Here is a 23,658-nt window from a genome sequence, read left to right on the forward strand (position 1 = left end):
TGAGTTGAATCTTTTTAAAAAATTAAAAAAGTTTGCTTGTTTATCAGAAAAAAACTAAATATGTAAATCTTTAATTCTCTTAACCAATGCCCCAAAATATATCTGCTTTAGTTACCAATGCTAACGCAATTAAGTGTTTGTATTACAATGAGGCTTTATCAAGCTCTGATATCAGCGGTTATATTGGGAAAAGTATCCCTCATGCTATCAAAGTACTAAATGAGCTTATTAAAGAAGGGTATGTTATTGAAAAAGGGTATGCTAGTTCAAGCGGTGGTCGTAAGCCTTTGCAATATTCGCTCATACCAGATACACATTACATTGTATCAGTAGCCATCAGCCAGTTTTATATTCAAATTGGCATGCTGGATATGAACAACCGGTTTGTTACCGAAATTGTACAGCATGAATTTAAATTGTACGATTTGCAAGCAGAAGAGCTTGCTGCTGAGATTGAAAAGTTTATAACGCAGGCCGGTTTTGAAAAAAATAAAATATTAGGCATAGGGGTTACCATGCCCGGATTTATCGATCCGGTTAAAGGTATCAATTATACCCATTTGGAGTGCAAAGACCAATCTTTGGTTGAATACCTTCAGCAAGCCGTTTCCCTTCCGGTTTTCATTGAAAACGACTCAACCGCCATAGCATTGGGCGAACAGAAATTTGGGGCCGCTATGTATCAGGATGATGCCATGGTTATTAACCTGGGTTGGGGTATTGGATTAGGCATGATAGTAAATGGTAAAATTTTTAGAGGCCATAGTGGGCTGGCCGGCGAATTCAGCCATATTCCGCTGGTTAAAAACGGTAAGCTTTGTAAATGCGGTAAGCACGGCTGTTTAGAAACCGAGGCTTCGCTCATTGCTATTATTTCTAAAGCAGCGGATGAAATAAGGCAGGGGCAAAGCAGTAGCCTGGCTAATTACCCTTCAATAGACGCTGATGCTATTATAGAAGAGGCTATTAAAGGCGACGTGCTTTCAGTAAAACTGATTTCTGAAGCGGCCTATCACGTAGGGCAGTGTTTAGCCATTCTAATTCATATCATGAACCCGGCTACCATAATTTTTAGTGGTAAAGCAAGCGTGATTGGCCGGTTGTGGATGGCGCCTATGCAACAGGCTATTAATGAGCATTGTATACCGCGCCTGGCAGCTTACACCGAACTGGTAATATCAAGTCTTGCCAGCAACGCTCAGCTGATAGGAGGGGCCGTACTGGTAGTAGAGAATATTGGGAAAGTGCTGGAAGATAAGATGGAGGCTTTAAACAAAGAAATTAATATCAATCAATAATACAAACCGGATGGCAAAACAAATACGTCGTAAGCTGGCAAAAAGTGCAATTGTTGTATTGGGATTATTATTTGCCCGTAATGCTGATGCACAGGTGCATGAAATTTCTAAAAAGTATCAGGCTCCTACCGATCCGGCCGTTCAGGCAAAACTGGCCCACTGGCAGGATTTGAAATTTGGCTTGTTTATGCACTGGGGCACTTACTCGCAATGGGGAGTGGTAGAAAGCTGGAGTATTTGTCCCGAAGATGAAGGCTGGACGCAGCGTAAAGGCCCGTACGGCGCCGATTACAACCAGTACAAGCAAGCTTACGAAAATTTGCAAAAAAGCTTCAATCCGCAAAAGTTCAATCCCGAAAAATGGGTAAAGGCGGCTAAAGATGCCGGTATGAAATACGTAGTATTTACTACCAAGCATCATGATGGCTTTTCCATGTTTGACACTAAACAATCTGATTACAAGATAACTGACCCTAAATCGCCATTCGCCAGCAACCCGCGGGCTAACGTTACGAAAGAGATATTCAACGCTTTTAGGAAAGATAACTTCATGATCGGCGCTTATTTTTCAAAGCCCGACTGGCACTCGCCTTACTACTGGTGGCCTTACTTTCCACCAAAAGACCGTAACGTAAATTACGATCCGGCCAAGTATCCCGAAAAATGGAACCAGTTTAAAGACTTTACTTATAACCAAATTCAGGAATTGATGACCGGTTACGGGAGCGTAGATATTTTATGGCTGGATGGCGGCTGGGTACGCCCTAAAAATACTATTGATACAACTATCGACTGGCAGCGCGGCATCAAATTCAACCAGGATATTGACATGCCTAAAATTGCGGCAATGGCACGCCAGCACCAACCAGGGCTTATTGTGGTTGACCGTACTGTACCTGGCCAGTATGAAAACTATACCACGCCCGAGCAGGAAGTACCTGCTGCACCGTTAAGCTATCCTTGGGAAAGTTGCATTACCATGGGCAACTCTTGGAGCTATGTTCCAAAAGATCATTACAAATCAACCCACGATATTGTGCAGTTGCTGGTTAAAATCGTTTCGCGCGGTGGCAACCTGCTCATGAACATTGGCCCCGGTCCGGATGGTGATTGGGATCCGGAAGCTTACAAACGTTTGGCTGGTATAGGTGCCTGGATGAAAATCAATAGCCAGGGCATTTATAATTCGCAAGCAATAGCGCCTTATTCAGAAGGCAATGTTTTTTATACTCAAGCTAAAGATAAGTCGGCCGTATATGCCTATGTACTTAGCGATAGTGAAGAAGTAAAGCTTCCTGCCTCGCTGCAATTCAAATTAAGCAACAATCAAAAAGTTAAAAAAGTAAGCTTGCTCGGTTCATCTCAAAATATTAAGTGGCAGCAATCAGCAGGTGCCATAACGGTAACTGTACCGGCAAGCCTGCAGAATTCAAGTGGCTTGAAGCAAGCAGCTACATTCAAATTAGCATATAAATAAGCATCTAAGTACAGATTACTTTAAAAATTAAAGCCGTTCAACATAATCAATCACTATGGGTAAAAACAAGCATCCTTTACAAAATTTATATCAGCAATACAAAAAAGCTTTTCTTACAGCTTTTCTTGCAACAGGCATTTATGGATCTGTTAAGGCTCAAACCGCCGTTGAACTTAACACCGGATGGAAATGTGCTGCTATAAAAGAAGTAAATACAGATGGTGTAAATATTTCCAAATCTACCTACAACGTTTCTGGCTGGATGCCGGCCACCGTACCTGGCACGGTACTAACCACTCTGTTAGATAATCATAAAGTGCCCGACCCATTTTATGGTATGAACAACGAGCGGATCAAAGATATTTATGATACCGGCCGTGACTATTATACCTATTGGTTTGTAAACAATTTTAAGGCATCTGCACCTGCAAATGGTGGTCAGGTTTACCTGAACCTGCGCGGTATCAACTACAGCTGCGATGTTTTTGTGAACGGCCGCAAGCTGAACGCCAGAACGCACTATGGTATGTTCTTACGTCAGGAGTATAACATTACGCAAATGCTTGATAAATCGGGCAATAACCGTCTGGCCGTTGTAGTTTGCCCGCCCGACCCGGTAGGGAAGGCTAACGGCGGGCAAGGTGGCGATGGCCGTATTGCTAAAAACGTAGGATTACAATACACCGCCGGCTGGGATTGGATACAACCCATGCGCGATCGTAATACCGGTATTTGGGATAAGGTAACCATTGAAACCACTGGAAAAGTAAACCTTAAAAATCCGCATGTAATAACCCTGGTACCGGGTGTGCGTAAAGTTACAGGCCCGCAACAACCGGCTATTATCAAAGCCTCGGCCGAATTGCAAAACCCTTTAAGTACATCTGTAAGCGGTACATTGCAGTTCGTAATCAACGGCAATCGCGTAAGCCAAAAGGTAGTGTTGAAACCCAATTCAACAACTACAGTTAATTTGGGCGATTTGACTTTGAAAAACCCCAACTTGTGGTGGCCTAATGGTTATGGCAAGCCTTATCTATATCCTTCGCAAATTCAGTTTTACACGAATGATAATAAGCTGTCTGATCAGGAAAATATCAATGTTGGCGTGCGCGAAATTCAGTCCACTTGGAACAGCCATACCAACAGTCAGCAAATTTCGGTAAACGGTCAGAAAGTATTTATCAAAGGCGGTAACTGGATTATATCCGACGCCATGCTGCGTTTGTCAGATGCCCGTTATGATGCCGAAGTTCGTTTTCATAAAGACATGAACCTGAACCTCATCAGGGTTTGGGGTGGTGCACTGATTGAGCGCCCGGAGTTTTACAACGCCTGCGATAAGTATGGTATGCTAGTGTTTCAAGATTTCTGGATTTCGGGTGATGCCAACGGCAAATGGGTGGACCCTATGAAAGCCGAAGACCAATGGACACGTCGCAAATACCCGGATAATCATCAACTATTCCTCCAGTCGGCGGCCGATGGGGTTAAGCTGGTGCGTAATCACCCATCACTGGCCATCTGGTGCGGTGGTAATGAAATTACACCACCCGAAGATATTTTAACCGGCTTGCGCGATTCTATCATTCCTAAATTAGATGGCACGCGTTGGTTTGTAGAATATTCCAACTCCGATAAAATGTCACTGAATACCTTAGGTGGTAATGGCGATGGCCCTTACGGTATCCAGCCGCTGTCTACTTTCTGGGAAACACGCACATTCCCTTTCAATTCCGAAATAGGTTCGGTTGGCGTGAGCGATTACGAATCCCTGAAACGGTTTATTCCTGAAAAGAATTTGGTAGCGCCAGAATACTCAGCTTCCAACAATTCATCAAAGGTTGATTCGGTTTGGGATTATCATAAATACATTGGTTACGATGCATCTATTGAGCCTTATGGCAAAGCAAAAAATGCTGAAGATTTTGCAAACAAAGCCCAGCTGGTTAATTACGATCAGTATCGTGCATTAGCAGAGGGTTTCAGCTCACATATGTGGGATTGGTATACCGGCGTAATTATCTGGAAAACCCAAAACCCATGGACTGCGATGCGCGGCCAGATGTATGATTACTACCTGGATCCTAATGCCTGCTTGTATGGCTTACACAATGGCAGCGAGCCGCTGCATGTGATGTACAACCCCATTACTGGCATGGTATCGGTAGTGAACAACACTTTTGAAACCAAGCGCGACCTGATGCTGGTGGTTAAAACCGTGGATATGCAGGGTAAGGAAAGCCCCATTACACAAATTTTTATTGAGGCGCCGGCATCATCAAGCAAAAACTTTTTGCCTCTCAAGGCAGCGATCGACAAGCGGGCTAAAGAAGAGGGTACTTTCCTGTCGTTGCAATTGCAGGATGTTAACAAAAATGTTTTGAGTGATAACCTATACTGGCTGCCTGATGCCGAAGGCAATCATTCGGGCCTGAAACGTATGCCTGCATCGCAACTTCAGGTTTCCGGCAAACGTATGGGGGCTGGCAAAGTAGAAGTAACTTTAACAAACCCGTCAAAAGCGCCTGTGGCATTTTTCAATCGTGTATCGTTGGTTAACAGCAATACTAAAAAACGGGTATTGCCGGTGTTTTACTCTGACAACTATGTATCGGTATTACCAGGCGAAGAGCGAAAAATGATTTTGGATTATCAGCCGGATAATACTAATCCGCAAAATTTGCAACTGTCGGTTAGCGGCTGGAATTTTTCAGAAAAGCTACTGTCTATCACTAACTAATCAATTTAATATAGAGTTCAACTAACTAGAAATACAATTTTATATGGCACGTTTAAATCTCTTAGAAGAAACCCGGTATGAAAAACTACCGGTAACTGTTTATCCGAACCAAAAAGAAGCGTCCAAACAAGTAGCGCAAAGAATTGCCGGTTTAATTAAAGCTAAGCAAGAAATTGGCAAACCTGCAGTACTGGGGTTGGCTACAGGTGTTACGCCCATTGGCGTATACCAAGAGCTGGTACGGTTACACAAAGAAGAGGGGTTAAGCTTTAAAAACGTAATTACCTTCAATTTGGATGAGTATTACCCGATGCAGCCCGATGCCGCACAAAGCTATGTGACCTTTATGAACGAGAATTTGTTCAACCACATAGATATTGAGCAAAGCAATGTTCATATACCAAACGGCACACTTGACAAAGATGCGGTAGCGGCTTTTTGTATGGACTACGAGCATAAAATTGAAGAGCTGGGTGGCTTGGATCTGCAAATTTTGGGTATCGGTCGTACCGGTCACATCGGTTTTAACGAGCCGGGTTCTGCGCCAAATTCGGGAACCCGTTTGGTAACACTTGATGATTTAACCCGTAGCGATGCATCACGTGATTTTGGCGGTAAAGAAAACGTGCCAACCAAAGCCATTACCATGGGTATTGGTACCATTTTTAAAGCTCGCGAAATTATACTGATGGCTTGGAGCCAAAGAAAAGCGGCCATTATTAAAAAAGCGGTTGAAGGAGAAATTTCAAGTGAGGTGCCGGCAACCTACCTGCAATTATCAGAGCACGTAGAGTTTGTGCTTGACGAAGGTGCAGCATCAGACCTGACTCGTTTTGATACACCATGGTTAGTAAAAGACTGCGTTTGGGATAATAACTTGAAAAAGAAAGCCGTAATTTGGTTAGCAGGCGAGCTTCAAAAGCCGGTACTAAAGCTTACCGAAGAAGATTACAATAACCACGGCATGGCACAACTGGCAGTTGAGCAAGGTCCGGTTTACAATATCAACATCGACATATTTAACCAGATACAGCATACCATTACCGGTTGGCCAGGTGGTAAACCCAATGCCGATGACAGCCAGCGGCCTGAGCGTGCCAATCCGGCTAAAAAAAGATCTATCGTATTCTCTCCGCACCCTGATGATGACGTAATCTCAATGGGCGGTACTTTTATTCGCTTGGTTGACCAGGGGCATGATGTACACGTAGCCTATCAAACGTCAGGAAATACCGCAGTTTGGGATGATGACGTGCTACGTTATGTGGAATTTGCCATCGATTTCAACAAAAGTATTGGCGATGATACCGATAAACTTACCGGTATATATGAAGGTATGCGCACTTTTTTACAGCAAAAGCAGCCTAACCAAATAGATAGCCAGGAAATACGTAACGTAAAAGGTTTCATCCGCAAAACGGAAGCCATCGCTGGTGCGCGTTACGCTGGTTTGCCAGATGACCATATTCACTTCATGGCCTTGCCTTTTTACGAAACCGGTAAAACCCAGAAAAACAAAGTAGGCGAGGAAGATGTGCGCCTGACAATGGAGTTATTGCAAGCCGTAAAACCGCATCAGGTATTTGCTGCCGGTGATTTCGCCGATCCGCATGGTACGCACGTGGTTTGTTTCAATATCATTCTGGAAGCGTTGAAACGCCTTAAAGAAACCGAAGATTGGGTAAAAGATTGCTGGTTATGGCTGTACCGTGGTGCATGGCACGAGTTTGCTACGCACGAAATTGAAATGGCTGTTCCGCTATCTCCGCAAGAGGTATTGCGGAAGCGTCATGCGATATTCAAACACCAGTCGCAAAAAGATACCCCGGTGTTCCCGGGTGATGATGCCCGTGAGTTTTGGGTACGTGCCGAAGACCGTAACCGCGAAACAGCGAACTGCTATAACCAGTTGGGCCTAGCCGAATATGAGGCTATGGAAGCTTTTGTTCGATATAAATTCTAATTGATCTGTGGGTTGTAAAGTTCGCAAATTATTTACAAAAATAAACAGGTTAGCTGCAAACATTTATGTTTTAGCTGGCCTGTTGCCGTTCAGGTTAATGGTAAAAGCGTTAGTTTAGCCATTTATCTATCTCTACTTATTACCTATTATGAAAAGAAGTGCCTTTATCCGCAACGCAGGATTACTTACTGCCGGATTATTTGTAAATAAAACCGTTTTAGCTGTTATTGACGAGCGTGTAAGTCAGCGGCCGCCTTTAGCTAAACGTAACTTTAACAGTACAGCTGTTGAAGATGCTATTAAGCAATTTAAAGCAAAAGTTAACAATAAAGAGCTGTCCTGGATGTTCGAAAATTGTTTCCCGAACACCTTAGATACCACGGTATTCTATTCGGTTAGCAATGGCAAGCCAGATACCTACGTTATCACCGGTGATATTGACGCCATGTGGCTGCGCGACAGTTCGGCACAGGTTTGGCCGTATTTAACCTTTATCAAAAAAGATAAAAAGCTGCAACAAATGGTAGCCGGTGTTATCAACCGCCAGATGCAGTGTGTAATAAAAGATCCTTACGCCAACGCTTTTTACAAAGACGAAAATAAAGAAAGCGAATGGAAAACCGACCACACCGATATGAAGCCGGGCGTACACGAACGCAAATGGGAGATTGACTCTTTATGCTACCCTTTGCGTTTATCATACCACTACTGGAAAAATACCGGAGATACGCAACCATTTGATGCGCATTGGAAAAACGGTGTTAAGCAAATTTTAGCCACCTTTAAAGAGCAGCAACGCAAAAACGGACGTGGCAGTTATCATTTTCAACGTGAAACTGCTAAACCTACCGATACTCTGCCAATGGACGGCTACGGCTTCCCGGCCAGACCAAATGGTCTAATCTGTTCCATGTTCCGCCCAAGTGATGATGCTACTATTTATCCGTATTTAATTCCGTCAAACTTCTTTGCGGTAGTAAGCTTAAAACAAGCTGCCGAAATGATGCGGATATTAAATGAAGCCCCATTGGCAGGCGAGTTACAAGCATTAGCTACCGAGGTAGAACAAGCTATACAGAAACATGGTGTTGTAAACCATCCATACGCCGGTAAAATTTATGCTTTTGAAGTAGATGGTTTGGGCAACGCCAACATGATGGACGATGCCAATGTACCGAGTTTACTATCCCTGCCTTACCTGGATGCGGTATCAACATCTGATCCCATTTATCAGAACACCCGTCGTTTCGTATTGTCAGAATATAACCCTTACTTCTATAAAAGCCAGGTGGCCGAAGGTATAGGTGGTCCGCACGTGGGTAAAGATGGAATGATTTGGCCGTTGAGCATTATCAGCCGTGGTTTAACCAGCACCGATCCTCAAGAGATTAAGCACTGTATTCAAATGTTGCAGACTACGCACGCAGGTAAAGGATTCATCCACGAATCGTTCAATAAAGATAACCCGGCCGATTTTACCCGTAGCTGGTTTGCCTGGGCAAATACCATTTTTGGCGAGTTTTTATGGAAAACTTTCCAGCAAAATTCACAACTATTAAACAGCTAATTTTTTCCGGTGAAAATATCTGTCAATAAACTTTTTTCTGCTGTGGCCAGTGTCATGCTGCTGACTGGCGGTTTATCTGCCTCGGCACAAACCAGGCATACCTTTTCTTTGGGCGATGCTGACTTTTTGTTAGACGGTAAGCCGATGCAAATGATATCGGGCGAAATGCATTGCGCACGTGTGCCCCGCGAGTACTGGCGTGACCGCATGAAAATGGCCAAAGCGATGGGCCTGAATACTATAGGAACTTATGTGTTTTGGAACGCCCACGAAGCAGTAAAAGGTCAATTTGATTTCACCGGAAACAATGATATTGCCGCCTTTGTGAAAATGGCGCAGGAAGAAGGCTTATGGGTAGTATTGCGCCCAAGCCCCTATGCCTGTGCCGAGTGGGAGTTTGGTGGCTATCCTTGGTGGTTGCTTAAAGACAGTACTTTAAAAGTAAGAAGTACCGACCCTAAGTTTTTGGCTGCCTATACCAACTACATCAATCATTTAGCCAAGCAGCTGGTGCCTTTGCAGGTAACGCATGGTGGCAATATACTGATGGTGCAGATTGAGAATGAATACGGGTCGTACAGCGATGATAAAAATTACCTGGATATTAATCGCAAAATTTTCCGTGATGCCGGTTTTGATGGCGTTTTATTCACTTGTGATGGGGCCGACCAAATGCCTAAAGGTTATCTACCCGGCTACCTGCCTACGGTAAACGGCCTGGAAGATCCGGTTAAAGTAAAGGAATTGATTAACAAATATCATGGCGGCAAAGGTCCATACTATGTTGCCGAATGGTATCCCGGCTGGTTTGACAATTGGGGGGGCAGGCATGCCGCTGTTCCGGCTGATCAGGCTGCGCAAACGTTGGACAAAATTTTGTCTGCCGGCATTTCTATCAATATGTATATGTTTCATGGCGGTACCACCCGTGGTTTTATGAACGGGGCCAACATGAATGCAAAAGACCCGTATGCCCCCCAGGTATCCAGTTACGATTATGATGCGCCGCTGGATGAAGCCGGTAATGCTACCGAAAAGTATTACAAGTTTCGCGAAATTATAATCAAGCATTTGCCCACTGGTCAAAAGCTGCCCAATGTGCCGGCCAAAAAGCCAACCATGGCTATCAGTAACATTAAGTTGAGTGCTTCTGCCGACGTGTTCAACAACTTACCTAAGCCAACGGTATCTGTTAAACCTTTATCCTTTGAGGATTTAGACCAAGCTTACGGTTTTGTGTTATACCGCACACAGGTTAAAAGCAACGGCTTATTAAAGCTTAAAGACCTGAGGGACTATGCCATTGTATACGTGAATGGTAAGCAGATAACTACGCTAGACAGGCGCTTAAAGCAAGATTCGGTGTTGTTGACGGATGTTCCGGCTAATGCTACACTCGATATTTTGGTTGAAAATAACGGCCGTATTAACTACGGTCCATACCTGGCCGATAATCGCCATGGTATCACGCAGAGCGTAACCTTAAACAATAGCGAATTGCTGAACTGGAAAATGTACCGCCTGCCGTTCAATAGCCTTGCTAGAAATACTTATCAGGCTAAGCCGTTTACCAATGCTCATCCCGGTTTATATAAAGGCTCGTTTACCTTGAACAAGGTAGCCGATACTTATTTGGATATGCGCCAGTTTGGTAAAGGCTTTGTGTTTTTGAATGGGCATAACCTAGGCAAGTACTGGCAAATTGGTCCGCAGCAAACCTTGTATGTGCCTGCCGGCTGGCTTAAAAAAGGCCAAAACGAGGTTGTAGTTTTTGATGAGCTGAAAACCGGCCATCGGAATTTGCAGGCTTTAGACCATTCCATATTAGACCAAAAAATGTAAATTAATTACAGGCGATTAAATCCTCATCATGAAAAATATTTTAAGCCGTAAAATAGCGCTGGTTGCCGCAATGTTTGCATTAGCAGGGGCTGTTAAAGTAGCTGCGCAGGATGTGTCAACACGGTTTCCACTGGTGCCTTATCCGCAAAAACTAACTACTAGTACCGGGCTGTTCGTTATCAATGCGCAAACGGTTATCACAACTCCAGCCGGTAGATACCGCCAGGAAGCCGATTTGCTAAACGAATTGCTGCACAATAAGCTAACGGTTAAAACAGGTGGTGCGGCATCGGCTAAAAATGTTATTCAATTTATTGAAGATGCTACGATTACGGCAGATGAAGGTTATCGCTTACAAATTACACCACAAAAAATTGTAGTAAAGGCTAAAACCGGCGCAGGCATGTTTCGTGCGGTTGAAACCATACGCCAGTTGTTACCGGCAGATATTGAAAATAAGCAGCAAACGTTACCCAGTCAATTATCATTACAGGCACTTAATATTGAAGATGCACCGGTATATGCCTGGCGGGGAATGCACTTGGACGTGTCCCGGCATTTTTTTTCGATAGCTTACCTTAAAAAGTTTATTGACCTGCTGGCGTTGTATAAGTTTAATAAATTTCACTTGCACCTTACAGACGATCAGGGCTGGCGCATAGAAATAAAAAAATATCCAAAACTTACTGAGGAAGGCGCATGGCGCACCTTTAATAACCAGGATTCGGTGTGTATGAAAAAGTCTGTGGATAATCCCGATTTTGTAATCGATACTAAGCACATCATTCACAAAAATGGCAAAACCCTTTACGGCGGTTTTTACACACAAGCGCAAATGAAGGATGTGGTAGCCTATGCCACCGCCCGTCACATTGATATCATCCCCGAAATTGATATGCCCGGCCACATGATGGCGGCTATCAATTCGTATCCATTTTTAACTTGCAATGGCGAAAACTCATGGGGCAAACTGTTTACCAAACCTATTTGCCCCTGCAACGAAACCACTTTTGAATTTGCACAGAATGTTTTTGACGAGATTATGGCCATATTCCCGTCTAAGTACATCCATATAGGTGGCGATGAGGTAGACCGTACCGATTGGGGAAAATCAGAAGTGTGTAAAGCTTTTATGCAAAAAGAAGGCATTAAAGATTTGGCCGGTTTGCAAAGCTACTTCATCAATCGTATGGAAAAATACTTCAACTCCAAAGGGCGCAAGCTTATTGGATGGGATGAGGTTTTGGAAGGCGGTATCAGTCCAACCGCGTTGGTGATGTACTGGCGGGTATGGGTGCCTAAAGCACCGGTTGAGGCTGCAAAAAACGGCAACCAGGTCATTATGTCGCCGGGTAACCCGCTGTATTTTGATACGCCTCCTGACCGCAATTCTGTCGATAACGTTTATCATTTCAATCCGATACCAAAGGGACTTACTGACAAAGAGGCCAAAGGCATTATCGGCGCACAAGCCAACTTATGGACTGAGTACATTCCTTCTGAAAACCGCGCCGATTATATGTACATGCCCCGCATGACGGCGCTGGCCGAAAATCTGTGGTCGCGCGATCATAATTACGACTCATACCAGGTGCGTTTGAATTCGCAATACGAGCGTTTAGGGAACTTGAATGTAAACTACCGTTTGCCCGATTTTGACGGGTTAGTAGAGCAAAGTGTGTTTATTGATAAAACGGTACTTGATTTGAAAAAGCCATTGCCTAATACGACTATACATTACACTACCGATGGCAGTGTGCCTACTATTAAATCTCCAGAGCTGACTGCGCCGCTTACTATTTCAAAAACAAGTTATATCCGTTTAGCTGCGTTTAAAGCGAATGGTATTGCCGGCGATTTGTATAATCTGCATTATACCCAGCAAGCACTGGCTGAGCCTACTGCAAAAGCAGATGTGAAAAATGGCTTATTGTGCAGTTATTATCCCGGCGAGTACAAAAGTTCAACACTGATGGCTAGCGCACAACCGAAAGAAAGCTTTGTTGTAGATAGCTTAAATGTACCTAAAGCAGTAACTGCGCCAAGCTTTGGTTTACGATATCAGGGTTATTTTAATGTGCCGCAGGATGGTATTTACAGTTTTTACTTAACCTGCGATGATGGCGGCATACTTAAAGTAGCCGGCCATACTACGGTAGACAATGATGGCTGGCATGCACCTATCGAAAAAAGCGGCCAAGTGGCTCTTAAAAAAGGGTTGCAACCGGTTGAACTGAGTTTTGTAGAAGGTGGCGGCGGTTACACGCTGAAGCTAAAATACAGCGTAAACGGTTCTCCGCTGCAAACTGTACCGGCCAACTGGTTAAAACATTAAGCTAATGAAAAAGTGGGTTGTAATGGCTGCACTGGCAGCTAAATGGATAACAGGTTACGGGCAAAGTACCCCTGCACCTTATGGTGCATTACCATCGCAATCGCAGCTTAACTGGCACGAAATGGAGATGTATTGCATCATCCATTTTGGGGTAGATACTTATACTAACAAGGAATGGGGATACGGCGACGAAGACCCGAAGCTGGTTAATCCGGCAAAGTTTGATGCTATTCAAATTGTGGGTGCTGCTAAAGCCGGCGGTTTTAAAGGGGTGGTTGTGGTAGCCAAACACCACGATGGGTTATGTTTATGGCCAACCCAAACCACTGAGCATAACATCAGCAAAAGTAATTGGCGCAAAGGCAAAGGCGATATAGTGAAAGAGTATCAGTTGGCCTGCGAAAAGCTGCGTATGCAGCTGGGTTTATACTGTTCGCCTTGGGACCGTAACAGTGCTTATTATGGTCAAGCCAAATATGTAGACATTTACCGTAGCCAGCTTAAAGAATTATACACCCGCTACGGCAAGCTGTTTATATCATGGCATGATGGGGCCAATGGCGGCGACGGATTTTACGGCGGTACCCGCGAAGTGCGTAAAATAGACAGAACTACTTATTACGGTTGGCCGCAAACCTGGGCCATCACCCGCAAATTACAACCCGATGCTGCGCTTTTTGGCGATGTTGGGCCCGATGTGCGTTGGGTAGGTAACGAAGAAGGCCATGCCGGGGAAACCTGCTGGGCGACTTACGATCCGCAAGCGCCAGATGCAGGCAAAAAGCCAGCTAACGGTTATACTAAATATGAGTTAGGAATAGAAGGAACCCGGCATGGCAAGCACTGGATGCCTGCCGAATGTGATGTTTCCTTACGGCCGGGCTGGTTTTATCATGCCAGCCAAAACAGTCAGGTAAAATCACCTTATGAACTGTTGGATTTGTACTATAAAAGTGTAGGGCGAGGAGCAGGCTTGGATTTGGGTTTATCGCCTAATCAGCAAGGTTTGTTAGATACTGAAGACGTTCAATCGTTGCAGCAATTTGGCCGGTTGCTTAAACAAACTTTTGCTGTGAACCTGGCTGCCGGTGCAAAGGTTGAGGCTAGTAATGTACGCGGAAATAACAGTAGCAAATTTGGTCCGCAGTATTTGCTGGATGCCGGGCGCTACAGCTATTGGGCAACCGACGACGATGTGAAAACGCCAGAGTTGATATTTAACTTAAAAGGAATCAGAACTTTTAATGTCATCCGCCTGCGCGAAAATATTAAGCTGGGCCAGCGTATTGAAAATTTTGCGGTAGACGTTTATTACAATGGCGAATGGAAGCAGATTGCCGCAGCTACCAGCATTGGCGCTAACCGCCTCATCAGGTTGCCGCGAAACGTTACGGCTGCTAAAGTGCGCCTGCGTATCACCGGTTCGCCGGTGTGTATAGCCTTAAGCGATTTTGGTTTGTATAAAGAGCCTGCACATTTAACAGCACCGGTTATTAGCCGTAGCCGTGAAGGGGCGATAATTATTACTACCTCAGCGCCCGTTTCGGCCATTCATTATACACTTAACGGTAGCGAGCCTACATTGCAGTCGCCTGTTTATACATCATCTTTCCAAATGCCTGATGGTGGCACGGTTAAGGCCATAGCGGTAGATGGAACACAGCAAAGTGAACTTGCTACGGCTACTTTAGGCTTAAGCAAAGCAGCATGGCATATATTATCTACAGAACAATTAACCACTGGTAGAAGGCCGGAGAATGCAATAGATGAAACCAATTCATTATGGAGCACCTTGCAGGCCGATACCACTAAAGGCTTTGCACCAGCTCAGCTGAGCATTGATTTAGGGAAGGCCGAAAACATAAGCGCTTTTACCTATTTGCCGCGGCAAGATAAATCAGTAGCCGGATTAGTAGACCGTTATGCGTTCTTGGTAAGCACCAACGGTAAAGAATGGCAACAGGTAGCCACCGGAGAATTTTCAAATATCAAGGCTAACCCAATTGAACAAACTGTTGCATTGCAACAGCCGGTTACGGCGCGTTATATTCAGTTTAAGGCCTTGCATGTAATTGCGGGCAATGGGGCAACTGCGGCTGAAATTGGCCTCATCACGAAAAAATAATTGAAATCGAAATAAATGAAATTCACACATCAACGCACAAGCGGGTTTCTAAAAGGTAGTTTAAGTCTGCTGTTATTATTGGCAGGTAGTGCTGCATCTGCCCAGCAGAATTTTAAAGGGCTTGATCTGTTGTTTACCACGCCTAAAAATTATGTTGTAAAACATACCGATGCTGCATTGTCTATGGATGGTAACTTAAACGAACTGGCTTGGCAAAGTGCACCGTGGACGACAGATTTTGTTGACATTGAAGGCACCAAAAGGCCGCTGCCTGAATTTAAAACACAGGTGAAAATGCTGTGGAATGATTCGACGCTATTTATAGCCGCAAAGCTACAGGAGCCGCAAATATGGGCTACGCAAATGCACCACGATGATATTATTTTTAAAGATAACGACTTTGAAATTTTTATTGATCCGGATAATAATACTCACCAATACTATGAGATAGAGATTAACGCTATTAATAAAATATTCGACCTGTATTTACCCAAGCCTTACCGTAATGGTGGCGATGCCCTGATTGGATGGGATGTTAGAGGCTTAAAAAGTGGCGTACAAATTCAAGGCACACTGAACAACCCGGCTGATAAAGACGAAGGCTGGACGGCGGAAATGGCTATTCCGTTAAAAGAGGTTCGTATGGGATTCCCCGTTGCCGTGCCAGAAGAGGGCTCTACCTGGCGTATTAATTTCTCGAGGGTAGAATGGCATACCAAGGTTGAGGACAACAAAAACGTTAAGCTGAAAGGTACCAACGGACGCGATTTGCCGGAAGAAAATTGGGTATGGTCGCCGCAAGGGGTAATTAACATGCACTATCCTGAGCGTTGGGGATATCTGCAGTTTACACGTAAACAGGACGTCACATTTAGCTTGCCTTATGCCGAGCAGCAAAGACAATGGCTTTGGCTGGTATATTACCGGCAAAAAGAATATTTGCAGAAGAATAAGCGTTATGCCACTAGCTTAGTCCAATTAGGTATAAATGCTGCGCCGGTAATTGGTAATCAAAAAAATACTTTGACGCTCGAAGCTACGAGCCAGCAGTTTAAAGCCAGTATTAGCGTAGCTGGTCAGCCAGCTATCAGTATTAATGATGAAGGATTAGTTGAAAATCAAAAATTGAAACCATGACCAGCAGAAGAAGTTTTGTAGCCACCAGTTTACTAGGTGTAGCTGCAGCCGCCCAACCTTTTAAAGGCATAAGTAAAGATATCTCCCTGGCGAAAAAGAAAGCGCCTAAGCACTGGATATGGACTAATCCCGACGTAAAAGATACAGAAGAACAACTGGCTACGCGCTACAAGCAATACTATGAAGCGGGTGTGCGTGGCGTATTCTTTGAAGCCGACAGCGAGAAGCATTTTCGTGCGGCAAAGGCCCAAAAGCTGGAAGCGCACCGCTGGATGTGGACCATGAACCGTGGCGAGAAAACATTACTCAGTTCACATCCTGAATGGTATGCTATTAACCACAAAGGTGAATCATGTGCCGATAAGCCGCCATATGTAGATTACTACCGCTGGCTTTGCCCATCCAAACCCGAAGTGCTACAGTACTTAAAAGATCAGGTAAGCAGCATCCTGCAAAAAGATTATGTAGATGGCATTCACCTGGATTATATCCGTTTTTGCGATGTAATACTGCCCGTGAATTTGTGGGATAAATACGGCATAGACCAAACGCGTGAACTGCCCGAATATGATTATTGCTACTGCGATGTTTGCCGCAGCAAATTTAAGGCATGGCGCGGCACCGATATTAATGATATTCAATACCCACAGGCCAGTCTTTCATGGCGGTTGTTTAGATACAATGCCGTTAATAACATTGTAAACAACCTGGCTTTGGTGGCAAACAGCTACAAAAAGCCTATTACGGCTGCCGTATTCCCAACACCCGAAATTGCCCGCCGCAATGTACGGCAAGATTGGACCAACTGGAACCTGAACGGCATTTGCCCGATGATCTATCATGGATTTTATAAAGAGAAAGTAGAGTGGATAGGCGATGCCGTAACCGAAGGCGTACACTTTTTGAATGGGCGATTCCCATTATATGCAGGCCTGTACTTGCCGGATTTTAAAAATAATGAAGAATTGCACAAAGGCATCGTCTTGGCGCTTCAGCATGGGGCCGCAGGCGTATCTCTGTTTGGTAATCCGCCGCAGGATATTTTGGATACTTTAAAATCGGCAACGGCAAGCAGCCAAAATACCATATGAGTAAAAAGTACTGGTTAAGTTGGTTCTTATTTATGTTGGCTGCCATGCAGGTACATGCACAAAAATCTGTCATTACTAACAGCTACACTACCGAGCAAGGCTTACCGCATTTACAAATAGAGCGCAGCATGATATTTACGCCGGACGATACCTGGTTGTATTCGCATCACGCTTCTATCATTAGCTTTAAAGGTAAACTGATTGCCTTGTGGTCAAACGGTATCAAGGATGAAGATTCACCTGGGCAGCGTGTAGTGTATGCAGTATCTAAAGATTTTAAACATTGGTCGGCACCGGCTGTATTGGCTGTTCCGTCTAAAACCAACGATACCTTGAACGTGCTCACCGCAGCAGGCATGTATCAGCATAACGGTACTTTGGTAGCTTATTACGGCGAGTATACCGTACATCGTACCCAAACTAAATTGTGGGCGAAAACCAGTACCGACGGCGAGCACTGGAGTGCCCCCATCAACATGCAGGTGCCTTTAATCCCTAACCACGGGCCGCAGCAATTGAACAGCGGCAGACTATTAATCAGCGGTAACTTTTCATTCCCTTACACGGATGATCCCACTGGTTTGTCGGGGTGGAAGATGAACAGCTTTTACAGCGCCGATTTATATACGCAGGATAACCCGTCTGCTTTTTACGCTCCGGCCGAAAAGAATGGTTTTCCGCCATTATGCGAAGGCTCGTTCTTTCAAACCAAAGACAACGTGATACACATGTTGCTTCGCGTTACGGGTAAAGGCTGGAAAGGCAAATTGTGGTTAACCGAAAGTAAGGATAATGCCGCAAGCTGGTCAAAACCGGTTGAAACTACCTTTAGCGATAACGACAGCAAGTTTCATTTTGGTCACTTGCCCGATGGTCGCGTATATTACGTAGGTATACCTGATACGTTGCATCATTACGACCGCAATCCTTTAGTGCTAAGTGTTTCTAATGATGGTAAGCAGTTCAATCATGATTACGTTATCAGTGATGAAATCTACAAGCTTAAAAAAGAAGGATTATGGAAAGGCGGGCAGTATGGCTATCCGCACACTATAATAAAAGACGGATATATGTATATAATTATATCCCGTCAAAAAGAATCAATAGAAGTTTTACGTTTTAAACTTAACCAGCTTCATTAAACTGGTTGTTCATTTTATAAATATGATGAGTTTTTTATCTACGAAAAAAAAGATGTTGCTGTTGCCTATGGCGGCAATGTTGGGTGGTTTAGGACTGGGGCAGGTGGCCTATAGTCAGCAAAAGCCCGCTGCCAGTTTAACCAAATATGTTGACCCTTATATTGGTACTGGTTTTCACGGTCACGTGTTTTTAGGAGCTAATGTTCCTTTTGGTGCTGTGCAATTAGGCCCTACACAATTGGGTCCAGCTAAAGGAAAAGATGGTTGGGACTGGTGCTCGGGTTATCACATATCTGATTCCACCATCATCGGCTTTCAGCACATGCACTTAAGTGGTACCGGTATCGGTGATTTGGGTGATGTATCCATCATGCCTACAACCGGGCAACTTAAGGTGATGAAAGGTACGGTAGAAGATATGCAAAGCGGCTATGCCTCCACCTTTAGCCACAAGCAGGAAACAGCCCGTGCCGGTTATTATGCCGTAAAGCTGAAACGCTATAATGTTGACGTGCGTTTAACTACCACACAACGTGTAGGCTTTCACGAATACACGTTTCCAAAATCAGAAGATGCACACATCATCATCGATTTGCAGCAGGGTATAGGTTGGGACCGTCCGGCCAAAACTTATATCAAGCAAATTAACGATACTACCATTGCCGGTTATCGTTACTCGATAGGTTGGGCTAAAGATCAGCGTATCTATTTTACCGCTATACTTTCTAAGCCTATCAAAAACTTTGTGGTTTATGATACCACAACGTCTAAATCAGGCAACGAATTAGAAGGTGAAAGAGTAAAAGGTGTATTAAATTTCCAAACAAAAGCAGGCGAGAAAATTTACATCAAAGTAGGCATCTCTCCGGTAAGCAGTGAAAACGCTTTGGCCAATATTAAGGCCGAATTACCAGGCTGGAATTTCAACAAGGCCGTAGCAGATGCAGATGCGTCCTGGAATAAAGAACTGCAAAAAGTGCAGTTGAAAACAGCCGACGAAGATAAGAAGCGTGTTTTTTATACCGCTTTTTATCATACCATGATTGCACCATCTATCTTTAACGATCATAATGGTGATTATTGGGGAACCGACAAAAAAGTGCATTCAAAAGAAGGTTTTAATAACCTGACTACATTCTCGTTGTGGGATACTTACCGGGGTGCCAACCCACTGTATACGGTTTTGCAGCCAGAGCGTGTGAATGATATGATTAACACCATGCTGGCCATTTACAAGCAGCAAGGCAGCTTACCGGTATGGCATTTGATGGCTAACGAAACCTATTGTATGGTTGGCTACAGCGCAGTACCTGTGGTAGCCGATGCTATCTTGAAAGGCTACAAAGGCTTTGATGTTAACCTGGCTTACGAAGCCATGAAAACTACAGCCATGCAAGATATCCGCGGAACTAACTTTGTTAAAAAGCTTGGTTTTATTCCGGCAGATAGTACGGCCGAGTCTGTATCGATGGGCCTGGAATATGCCATTGATGACTGGTCTTTAGCACAAGTGGCGCGCAAATTGGGTAAGCAGGATGATTATGCTTATTTCAGTAAACGCGGTCAGTATTACAAAAACTACTTTGATCCGAAAGCAGGCTTTATGCGCGGTCGTTTGTCGGAAACAGCATGGCGTACGCCTTACAACCCGTTTACGTCTATACACGAGCATGGCGACTTTACCGAAGGTAATGGCTGGCAATATACTTTCCTAGTACCTCAGGATGTAGAGGGACTGATTAAGCTGCTGGGTGGCGAAGCTAAGTTCAACCAAAAGCTCGATTCTTTATTTATTGCCAAAGGCGATATGGGCAAGTTTGCATCAAGCGATATTTCGGGCTTAATTGGTCAGTATGCACACGGTAACGAGCCTAGTCATCATGTTACCTATATGTACGCATATTCTGGTCAGCCCTGGAAAACGGCCGAAAAAGTAAGGTATATCATGAAAGACTTTTATACCAGCAAGCCTGACGGTATTATTGGTAATGAAGACGTGGGCCAGATGTCATCATGGTATGTGTTCTCTTCGTTAGGTTTTTACCCGGTTAATCCGGCAAATGGTAATTACGTTTTTGGTAGTCCTATTTTTGATGAGGCAGCCATTAAATTGCCAGGTGGTAAAACCATGCGTGTGGTAGCACATAACAACAGCAATCATAACATTTATATACAGCGTGCAACCCTTAACGGTAAAAACTATACGAAATCGTATATTACACACGCCGAGTTGGTGCAGGGTGGCGAATTGGTATTTGAAATGGGTAGCAAGCCTAATTTAAACTGGGGTAAAGCGCCACAAGATCGTCCGTACTCGGTAAAACAATAATTGATTTAAATGTCAACCAATAATTGGAAAGCATGAAGAAAGTATTTTTCCTGGCCTGTTTATTAATTACTGCTGTTTGTGTAAAAGCGCAACCGAACAGCGCCGCATCATTCAACGCGCAAAATTTGCGCATACAGTGGGAGGTGTTGCAAAATAATTATAACGGTAAGCAGCAGTTTAAATCGGTGCTGCGGTTTACTAACAATGATAAGCAAGCCATGTCGGCAAGCGGCTGGAAAATCTACTTCAACTTTGCAAGGCAGATTGTGCCCGATTTGGTTGACGGGCCAGTGAAAATAGAACATTTGCAAGGCGATTTCTTTTGTATGTCGCCTAAAGCAGGCTTTGCCGGATTAAAAACAAACGCCACCTTGCAGGTGGCATTTGTTGCAGGCGCTTGGGTGGTAAGTTATACAGACGCACCAGACGGCTTTTATTACGTTGCAGATAAAACACCTAACGTTACGGTTCCCATCAAAAATTTTAGCCAAGTACCCTCTACTAAACCCGAGCAACTGCAACGAACTCCGGCCGATAGGGTAGCCATAGTTACGCCACAGGCAGTGTTTCAAGAAAATGCCCTGATTAAAGATTTGCCGGAAGCCGAGCTTCCGCAAGTTTTTCCTACACCGGTTAGTTATCAGCAAGGCGGTCAACCTTTTGTGCTTACTGGTAATACAGTTGTGAATGCTGATGCTGTATTTGCTAATGAGGCCGCTTACCTGAAAAAAGAACTGGCTGGCATATTTAAATCATCAGTTAAAACCCAGTCGGTAACAGGCAAAGCTATCACATTTGAAAAAAAGGATGCTTTAGGCGCAGAGGCTTATGAGTTAAAGGTGAATGCAAATGGCATTGTTATCAGTGCCAGTACGGGTGCCGGTGCCTTTTATGGTATTCAGTCGTTAAAAAGTATGCTGCCTGCAAAAGCCTGGACAGGTAAAAATCAAAGCCTGAGTGTTGCAGCAGTGAGTGTTGCTGATGAGCCGCGTTTCGGCTACCGCGGCATCATGCTCGATGTAGCCCGTAACTTTCATTCTCAAAAAGAAGTTTTAAGGGTAATCGACTTAATGAGCATGTATAAGCTGAATATACTGCACTTGCATTTAAATGACGACGAGGGATGGCGGTTAGAAATACCGGCATTGCCGGAGTTAACCAGCGTAGGTTCAAAACGAGGCCATACGCTAACCAATACCGATCACCTGCAACCTGCATACGGTTCGGGCCCAGATGTGAATAACAGTGTTGGTAGTGGATTTTATAGCAAGGCAGAATATATTGCGCTTTTAAAATATGCCAACGCACGGCATATTACCGTAATACCCGAGGTTGAAAGTCCCGGTCATGCACGTGCCGCCATTAAATCGATGGATGTCCGTTACAACCGGCTGATGAAAGCCGGTCAGCAGGCCGAAGCTGAGCGTTACCTGCTACACGATTTAAACGATCAATCGGTTTACTCATCTGTGCAGCATTGGAACGATAACGTGATAGATGTTTCACTGCCAGCGGCCTATAATTTTATCGAAACGGTAACTGATGAGATTATAAAAATGTATAAAGAGGCAGGTGCACCATTAAAAACCATTCACTTTGGCGGTGATGAGGTGCCGGCAGGCGTTTGGGCCAAATCACCATCTGTGCAAAAACTGTTAGCCGGTTCAACCGATACCAAAACCACCGACGATCTGTGGTATTACTATTTTGGAAAAGTAAATCAGATATTAAAAGCCCGTGGTTTATATGTGTCTGGTTGGGAAGAAGCTGCTTTGAGAAAAGTATCTGTGAACAACGTAAAGAAACAAGTTCCTAATCCCGATTTTTCAAAAGAAAACTTCCATATGTATGTATGGAACAACGTATTGGGATGGGGAGCCGAAGATTTGGCATATCAACTGGCTAATGCCGGTTATCCGGTAATACTTGGCTGTGTGAGTAACCTGTACTTTGACATGGCTTACCAAAAGAATTTTTACGAGCTGGGGCAGTACTGGGGTGGCTACGTAGATGTTGATAAGCCATTTAAATTCATTCCTTACAACTATCTGAAAAACATTACGGAAAATGCCATGGGAGCGCCGGTATCAGCTTCGGCTTGGGCTAAAAAAGAGAAGCTTACCGATGTTGGCAAAGCTAATATTGTAGGTATACAAGGACAGTTGTGGAGCGAAGAAGCCAAAGGCAGCGAGCGGATGGAATACCTGCTTTTGCCTAAAATGCTGGGATTGGCCGAGCGTGCGTGGGCCAAAGATCCGGATTGGGCAGTTGAAACAGATAGTGCAAAATCGGATGAGCTTTACGCTACCGCATGGAGCAGGTTCTGTAATATATTAGGAAAACGCGAACTGCCCAAATTGAACTATGTAAGTCAGGGTTTTCAATACCGTATACCAACCGCTGGTGTTGTTGCTGAAAAAGGCACTGTAAAAGCGAATGTGCAATTTCCGGGTATGACTATAAGGTATACTGTTAACGGGGCCGAACCAACTGTAACCAGCCCTGTTTACACCGCGCCGCTTACCCAAAAAGGAACATATAAGTTCAGAGTATTTAATACTGCTGGCCGTGGCGGACGGTCTGTTGCTATAACGAACTAACGGTTGGTT

Annotated in this window: 13 protein-coding genes; all 13 read left to right on the top strand. The window is 44.3% G+C overall.

The genetic code is table 11. The features are described 5' to 3' along the window. Positions 1-86 precede the first annotated feature (86 nt). The 13 genes from GPM24_RS14185 (at position 87) to GPM24_RS14245 (ending at position 23,649) form a co-directional block, all read left to right on the top strand. On the top strand, positions 87-1,298 hold the full coding sequence (locus GPM24_RS14185; RefSeq protein WP_158827468.1) for an ROK family protein: 1,212 nt from the start codon (positions 87-89) through the stop codon (positions 1,296-1,298). 10 nt (positions 1,299-1,308) lie between these two features. Next, positions 1,309-2,775, top strand: coding sequence for an alpha-L-fucosidase (locus GPM24_RS14190; protein WP_158827469.1), 1,467 nt, complete (start codon positions 1,309-1,311; stop codon positions 2,773-2,775). A gap of 55 nt (positions 2,776-2,830) precedes the next feature. Beyond that, the gene (locus GPM24_RS14195; protein WP_158827470.1) at positions 2,831-5,518 is read left to right on the top strand and encodes a glycoside hydrolase family 2 protein; all 2,688 of its coding nucleotides are present in this window, start codon (positions 2,831-2,833) and stop codon (positions 5,516-5,518) included. A gap of 43 nt (positions 5,519-5,561) precedes the next feature. Continuing rightward, complete coding sequence (gene nagB, locus GPM24_RS14200) at positions 5,562-7,481, top strand: glucosamine-6-phosphate deaminase (RefSeq protein ID WP_158827471.1); 1,920 nt, start codon at positions 5,562-5,564, stop codon at positions 7,479-7,481. 148 nt (positions 7,482-7,629) lie between these two features. Then, positions 7,630-9,048: a glycoside hydrolase family 125 protein gene (locus tag GPM24_RS14205; protein WP_158827472.1), complete on the top strand. Its 1,419-nt coding sequence runs from the start codon at positions 7,630-7,632 to the stop codon at positions 9,046-9,048. A 9-nt stretch (positions 9,049-9,057) separates the two neighbouring features. Beyond that, complete coding sequence (locus tag GPM24_RS14210) at positions 9,058-10,890, top strand: glycoside hydrolase family 35 protein (protein WP_233268844.1); 1,833 nt, start codon at positions 9,058-9,060, stop codon at positions 10,888-10,890. Positions 10,891-10,918: 28 nt separating this feature from the next. Next, positions 10,919-13,225 (top strand): family 20 glycosylhydrolase, encoded by a 2,307-nt coding sequence (locus GPM24_RS14215; RefSeq protein WP_233268846.1) that lies wholly within the window; start codon positions 10,919-10,921, stop codon positions 13,223-13,225. Positions 13,226-13,229: 4 nt separating this feature from the next. After that, positions 13,230-15,350 carry an alpha-L-fucosidase gene (locus GPM24_RS14220; RefSeq protein WP_158827473.1) on the top strand — a complete coding sequence of 707 codons (2,121 nt, stop codon included), beginning with the start codon at positions 13,230-13,232 and terminating at the stop codon, positions 15,348-15,350. A 15-nt stretch (positions 15,351-15,365) separates the two neighbouring features. After that, a complete protein-coding gene (locus GPM24_RS14225; protein WP_158827474.1) occupies positions 15,366-16,487 on the top strand; it encodes a carbohydrate-binding family 9-like protein in 1,122 nt (373 codons plus the stop codon). Beyond that, complete coding sequence (locus GPM24_RS14230; protein ID WP_158827475.1) at positions 16,484-17,578, top strand: family 10 glycosylhydrolase; 1,095 nt, start codon at positions 16,484-16,486, stop codon at positions 17,576-17,578. Before GPM24_RS14225 ends, GPM24_RS14230 begins: the two co-directional genes overlap by 4 nt. Further along, the gene (locus tag GPM24_RS14235) at positions 17,575-18,720 is read left to right on the top strand and encodes an exo-alpha-sialidase (RefSeq protein ID WP_158827476.1); all 1,146 of its coding nucleotides are present in this window, start codon (positions 17,575-17,577) and stop codon (positions 18,718-18,720) included. The genes GPM24_RS14230 and GPM24_RS14235 overlap by 4 nt, the downstream gene beginning before the upstream one ends. Before the next feature lie 22 nt (positions 18,721-18,742). After that, positions 18,743-21,049, top strand: coding sequence for a GH92 family glycosyl hydrolase (locus GPM24_RS14240; protein WP_233268848.1), 2,307 nt, complete (start codon positions 18,743-18,745; stop codon positions 21,047-21,049). Between the two features lie 32 nt (positions 21,050-21,081). Then, positions 21,082-23,649 carry a family 20 glycosylhydrolase gene (locus GPM24_RS14245; RefSeq protein WP_158827477.1) on the top strand — a complete coding sequence of 856 codons (2,568 nt, stop codon included), beginning with the start codon at positions 21,082-21,084 and terminating at the stop codon, positions 23,647-23,649. The last annotated feature ends 9 nt before the right edge of the window (positions 23,650-23,658 follow it).

The sequence above is a fragment of the Mucilaginibacter lacusdianchii genome (assembly GCF_009770985.1).
Taxonomy (GTDB): domain Bacteria; phylum Bacteroidota; class Bacteroidia; order Sphingobacteriales; family Sphingobacteriaceae; genus Mucilaginibacter; species Mucilaginibacter lacusdianchii.